Annotated in this window: 6 protein-coding genes and 2 pseudogenes; 6 read left to right on the top strand and 2 right to left on the bottom strand. The window is 58.9% G+C overall.

Annotated elements, in window-relative coordinates; all coding sequences use genetic code 11:
* The 6 genes and pseudogenes from EN893_RS39265 to EN893_RS15870 form a co-directional block, all read left to right on the top strand.
* Positions 1-221: hypothetical protein (locus tag EN893_RS39265; RefSeq protein ID WP_128361636.1), on the top strand; the 221-nt coding region annotated here is incomplete at its 5' end.
* A 44-nt stretch (positions 222-265) separates the two neighbouring features.
* Positions 266-492, top strand: a pseudogene (locus tag EN893_RS39260) (hypothetical protein); the annotation flags it as partial.
* 168 nt (positions 493-660) lie between these two features.
* Positions 661-945, top strand: coding sequence for an AlpA family phage regulatory protein (locus EN893_RS15890; protein ID WP_127267915.1), 285 nt, complete (start codon positions 661-663; stop codon positions 943-945).
* Between the two features lie 207 nt (positions 946-1,152).
* The gene (locus EN893_RS15885) at positions 1,153-1,407 is read left to right on the top strand and encodes a hypothetical protein (RefSeq protein WP_127267914.1); all 255 of its coding nucleotides are present in this window, start codon (positions 1,153-1,155) and stop codon (positions 1,405-1,407) included.
* A gap of 254 nt (positions 1,408-1,661) precedes the next feature.
* Positions 1,662-1,940 (top strand): TfuA-like protein, encoded by a 279-nt coding sequence (locus tag EN893_RS15875; protein ID WP_127267912.1) that lies wholly within the window; start codon positions 1,662-1,664, stop codon positions 1,938-1,940.
* A gap of 174 nt (positions 1,941-2,114) precedes the next feature.
* Positions 2,115-3,449, top strand: a complete 1,335-nt coding sequence (locus EN893_RS15870) for a hypothetical protein (protein ID WP_127267911.1) — start codon at positions 2,115-2,117, stop codon at positions 3,447-3,449.
* A 119-nt stretch (positions 3,450-3,568) separates the two neighbouring features.
* On the opposite strand, the gene EN893_RS15865 is transcribed toward EN893_RS15870, so the two are convergent.
* Positions 3,569-4,825, bottom strand: a complete 1,257-nt coding sequence (locus EN893_RS15865) for a site-specific integrase (RefSeq protein WP_127267910.1) — start codon at positions 4,823-4,825, stop codon at positions 3,569-3,571.
* Positions 4,826-5,118: 293 nt separating this feature from the next.
* Positions 5,119-5,709, bottom strand: a pseudogene (locus EN893_RS15860) (GMP synthase (glutamine-hydrolyzing)); the annotation flags it as partial.

Here is a 5,709-nt window from a genome sequence, read left to right as displayed (position 1 = left end):
TCGCGAATGCGTTCGCAGCGGGGTTGATCATCGTTCTCGTAGCAGGCGTTTTCCTACTCTTCGGGAAGCCGCTCTGGCCTGAACGACACGTCCGGATGGTAATCATCCCGCCCGCCCATCGAATGCCCACCTCCGCCGTCAACAATACGGGACCTGACCTGCCAACCAAATTTGATTTGAGCATCGTGCGGCCGAGGCCGCTTGCCAAAGAACGGTCATGAGTTCGGCGACATCATTGCCGATCAGAAACCAGGTCTGCATACGGATTGCCCGCCGACGGGCAGAGAACGCGATCATTGCGGGTATCTCGCTGGATCGGCTTGCCTCAATGGACAGGCTGTTGGAGGTTGATCCGTCGAATCGGCCAAACCCGCTTTCATTGGCTGCGCTCGGCGCCGGAAGCACCTGGTGCGTCGAACCTAGTCCGGGCTGACAGAACGAATCGCCTTCCTGCGCACGCTGGAGATCGATCCGAGATTGCAGATGCGGGTTGGCGCGAGTGTCGTGGCGGCAGAAGCCATTTGCGAAAAGTTGACCACCACAACGCGTGACTTGTCCCTTTTGCAGGTAAAAACCGCCGATGATGCGACGCGGGACAGGACGCTCTTTCATTATCGAACACCTTCGCCTTGAATTTGGGCCCATGCTGAGGAGTGCGAAATGGGTCGATCGAATGAAGAGGTACTGAAGCGTACAATCCGGAGACACCAATTGCGTGAAATGGTGCCCCTTGCAGACAGCACGATCTACGAAATGGAACAGCGGGGCGAATTTCCGCGACGCTTCGCGTTGACCGCCCGATGCGTGGTTTGGGACCTCGGCGAGGTTCAGGCATGGCTTTCGGCCCGCCGCTCGAAACCTATCCTCCGCGCACCAAATCCCGACGTGAAACAACGCCGAGCCCGTCCTGTCAAAGGCCTGGATCACGCGGCAAGAACGGCATAGCGCGATCTGGATGGTTAGCGCCGATACTAAGACTGAAACAGGAGGCTTGTTCAACTGGACGATCTCGAGGCCGGACAATCCGCCACCGTCCTGCGCACGAGGAATGATTATGTCCTAGGAACGAAGGATATATGGGATCCATCGCGTCCACTCGACAATGTCCATTGCTCCTATTATCTCACCTACAATCCCGACCTTGGATCGTGCTTGTTCGGCAGCTACCGGCTTCTGCCGCAAGGTGGCCTCCTGAACCAACGCCAGGATCTGAGTTTGCAAGATACCGTCGGCAGCGTGACGGAGGGCGTCCGCGACATCTATGTTTTCCCGCTCGGCGGCGGCAGATTCGGGATCGAAGCGGTACGCGTGCTTGCCGACGACCTGGTCAGCACGCACCAACCCGAATCCTATGCACAGTCCGGACGAGCTGCCCGCAAGCTACTGCGGCAATGGAGCCTCGCATAAGGCCTCTGATCTTCGTCGGTCCAAGCCTGTATCGCGCTCGCTGGTGTGCAAGGTGGGCAGGCGTTTGACATTGCGCCACCGGCCCGGTGCGGCGATGTCATGCGCGCGGTGCTCGAGGGGCGCAAGGTCATCGGGTTGATCGACGGCCTATTCGAATCGGGACCTGCAGTATGGCACAAGGAAATTCTGTTCGCGCTTGACGCCGGCTGCCGCCTACTCGGTGCGGCGAGCATGGGTGCCCTCAGAGCAGCTGAATGCTGGCAGTTCGGGATGATCGGCATCGGAAAGTCTTCGAGGATTATCTCACAGGACGCCGCAGTGCCGATGCCGATGTCGCCATGATTCATGGTCCGGCAGAGATTGGCTATCTGCCGCTGACGGTTCCGCTCGTCGATGTGGCCGACGTTCTGCAGCGAATGGTTGCGGCGGACATTCTGGACGGCTCGCTCGCCCGCCGTCATGGCTGTAGCCGGCAAGACCCATTTCAAGTCGCGGACCTGGAAACAGGTATTGGACGAAGCAGGCATGCATAAAGGGCTTCAGGAGGCCGCGCTTCGCTGGATCGCCGCAAGCGGACCCGCAGTGAAAACCCGCGATGCCCTTTTGCTGATCGACAGGCTCGGCGAAACATCTTCATGCAATATCGCTACAGGGACTTTCCTTCACACACCGTTTCGGCCCGGTTGCTCAAGCTTGTCAGGAACTGAATGCTGATGCGTTGGAGAACCGTCGCAGCCTCTGGGGCGTTGCTGATCGTCGCTTACGTCTCGACCCTATTGATGGCGGCCGATGAAGGATCAGGAAGCCTCTCTTCGTTGGCCATGTCATGTGATCTCGTCGCCGCGTATGGCGGCATTTTCGAAGTGCCCTCAGGAGTAGAGGTCAACGTCACCGACAAGAATCGCGGGGAGCTGCTGGAACGCGCTCGCGGTTGCGTCGAAGGGCTGCTCGTTGAAGAAGCGTCTGACCGATACAGGCAGATGATCGATACGCTCAAGGGACCAGTCGTTTCGCGGGCGCAGCAGGCAGAAAGAAGCTTTGTGCAGATCGAACTTGCAGCGGCTCTGGCGAACACCGATGCTGCCATACAGCAGCGAGATGTTGCTCGCCGGCTCGTCAGCAAATGGCAAAAGGCCAAAGACATCATCGAGCGACAAGGTGCCGGCCCCGCGCTCACGGAGAGTGGCTGGCCCGCAGTGGGCGAGGCGAAATTCCGCGACGACGTTCCAGCATACCTGAAGGCGTGTCGCGATGCGGGAGTACCCGTGCCCGGCTCATTCGCGGCGGACAAGCGCTGGGTCCATAGGGAGGACCTCGGTTCCGAAACACATAGGTATTTCTTCCCTTCAGATTGGACTGACGCCGAGGTGTGGACCTATAGGGATGATATCTCCGGCGGTTTCTGCGTAGCGCTCGTCAGGCGCAAACCCGGTTGGCCTGTGCAATATGTCGGCACGATCTGTGCAGACAAGCTGCAAAAGAAGGCGTGTTTATTCGACAACATTGTCTACGAAGGTTCCGGCACGAGCCGCATCACCTGGGATGATTTCAAGACGCGGGATTTCGGTGAACTGGTGCATCCCAAAGACGGTGAAGATCGTTGCAACGTCTGCCGCCTCGGCAATAACCCGTTCATTGTGCACCCGAAGACGATGCTTAGTCAGACCATCAAGTCAATGTACGCGGAGGACGTGCCGAAGTCGCAAACGTTTGAGTTTGTCGGTCTTGGGGACGAACCCGAGCCTTGGTCTAATTTTGGCCCGATCGTTCCCCCAGACGCAGGTGGGTGTTTCAGGTGCCACGGCCTGCCCCAAGTGACGACGAACCACAAGTTCTGCAGCAGCATCATCGAGATGGCCGCTAACAGGACCATGCCTCCCGGGCACTGGCCTCCCGAACCGAAGGGGGGACCATGGTTTTGGCCCGACGCCAACGGCTGCTTTGCAAAAGAATTTGCCCCGTTGGCAGACTACTTTCCAAGTCTGGTGAAACTGAAGTCCGTCTGTTCGGGCAAGGTCGAGAAAATCTGCCCAAGCCCGTAGCTGGTGGTCCGGACGGCGCTCGGACAAGCAAGGCGATGTGGCGATTGCACCAACTCTGGCAGCGGAAACGTTGATCAATTGTCAAGACGCGTCGCGTGAAGGCAACACCGGGGCTCCAGTCAAAACGCCGGGTCGGCCTGCAAGATCGGCATCGACGGCGGGATGAGCGTTGGCACATACTTCTTGCCTTGGACCCAGGCGTCCAAAATGTCCGACCACTCCTGCATCATATGCCGACGCTGCACCTCATACTCGGCCTTGTTGTAGACACCGCGCGACGAGCGCCCGTCCTCATGCGCCAGGCACTTTTCAATCCAATCACTGTTGAAACCAAGTTCATTCAACAGCGTCGAGCCCGTGCGCCGCAGGTCATGAACCGTAAACGGCTCCAGAGGCAGCCCCTCGGACTTCGCGCGTTCGATGACGGCGTACGTGACCCGGTTAAAGGTGGCGCGCGACATAGGAGCATCTGCGTCGTACCGCGACGGCAGCAAGTATCTGGAATTTCCCGCGCAGGTCTTTAGGGCGATCATAATGTCGAGCGCCTGGCGTGACAGGTATACATTGTGCGCCTTCGAGCGCTTCATGCGTTCCTTCGGGATCGTCCAGACCGCATTTTCGAAATCGACCTCGTCCCATACCGCGTCCTGCAGCTCGCTCTTGCGCACCATAGTGAGCAGGTAAAGCCGCATTCCCAAACGGATCGTGGGGAGTGTAGCGATATGCTCCAGCTGCTTCAGCATCACTCGAATTTCCGCGGGCGAAAGCGAGCGATCCTTTGGAACAAAGGTGGCGATCGATGCCGGTCCAACCTCTTCGGCCGGATTGGCGACCTTCTCACCATGCAAGATCGCGAAGCCGTAGATTTGCTTCAGTATGTCTCGAACGTGGATGGCGGTCGCCGGAGCACCGCGTTCAACGATCGCGCCACAATGGGCCCGCAGGTCATCGGGCGTGATCTCCGTCAGCAAGCGATTGCGCCAGACCGGAAGAAGCTCCCGTTCGAAGATGGCGCGTCGCATGGCGCGCGTGCTGTCGGCCATCGGCGCGGCCGCGAGCCACTTCTCGCCGAATTCGCCGAAACTCTTTGCCTCTTTCAGGCGGCGCTTGTCGCGCTGTTTCTCGATCGCCGGCGAACGTCCCTCGCTGACGGCGCGCTTGGCATCAAGGCACTTCTCTCGTGCCAACGCGAGCGAGATTCCATCTCTGCCATATCTGCCTAGATAGACCGTCTCACGGCGTCCATTCAGCCTGTAATCCAGCCGAAACGAGATCGTGCCACTGGGCATGACGCGAATGTACATGCCGTCACGGTCAGCAATCTTGTAGGCTTTTTCTTTTGGTTTCAGTGCCTTAAGGGCGGCGTCCGTCAGCATACCCATTGCCTCCTAAAAAGTACCGTCAGTACAATTTCGAAGCTTCGTGACAGAAAGTTCCTTTTTTCTTCAATGCCTTAAGGCACAAAAAAGTACCGTCACAAGCCTCATTGGCTCTGACGGTACTTAGAAAAACTCGGGGGGGCAATATGCGGAAGGTCCGTCAGGCGGCCCGTCAAAGCCAATCTCTGCGTGCCGATTGTCGCTGATTGTCTCTGAAAGGATTTATTTTCGTTTTCAGTATGTTACATCGCAGATTGGCGTATTCTCGGCGGCGTTTGAGTAGGCCTGAATCATTCCCACTCGATTGTTCCCGGCGGCTTCGACGTCACGTCGTAGACGACACGGTTGATGCCGCGGACTTCGTTGATGATGCGGGTGGCGGCGGCGCCGAGGAAGGCCATGTCGTAGTGGTAGAAATCCGCCGTCATGCCGTCGACCGAGGTGACGGCACGCAGCGCGCAGACGAACTCGTAGGTGCGGCCGTCGCCCATCACGCCGACCGTCTGCACCGGCAGCAGCACGGCAAAGGCCTGCCAGATGGCGTCGTAGAGGCCGGCCTTGCGGATCTCGTCGAGATAGATGGCATCGGCCTCGCGCAGGATCTCCAGCTTTTCGCGGGTGATCCCGCCTGGGCAGCGGATGGCGAGGCCTGGGCCGGGGAATGGATGGCGGCCGATAAAGCTTTCGGGCAGGCCGAGCTCCTTGCCGAGCGCCCTCACCTCGTCCTTGAACAGTTCGCGCAGCGGCTCGACCAGCTGCATGTTCATGCGCGCGGGCAGGCCGCCGACATTGTGGTGCGACTTGATCGTCACCGACGGGCCGCCGGAGAAGGAGACGCTTTCAATGACGTCGGGATAGAGCGTGCCTTGTGCCAGGAATTC

Source organism: Mesorhizobium sp. M7A.F.Ca.CA.004.04.2.1 (assembly GCF_004022825.1).
In the GTDB taxonomy this organism is placed as follows: domain Bacteria; phylum Pseudomonadota; class Alphaproteobacteria; order Rhizobiales; family Rhizobiaceae; genus Mesorhizobium.
This window is presented reverse-complemented; position numbering and strand designations above follow the sequence as displayed.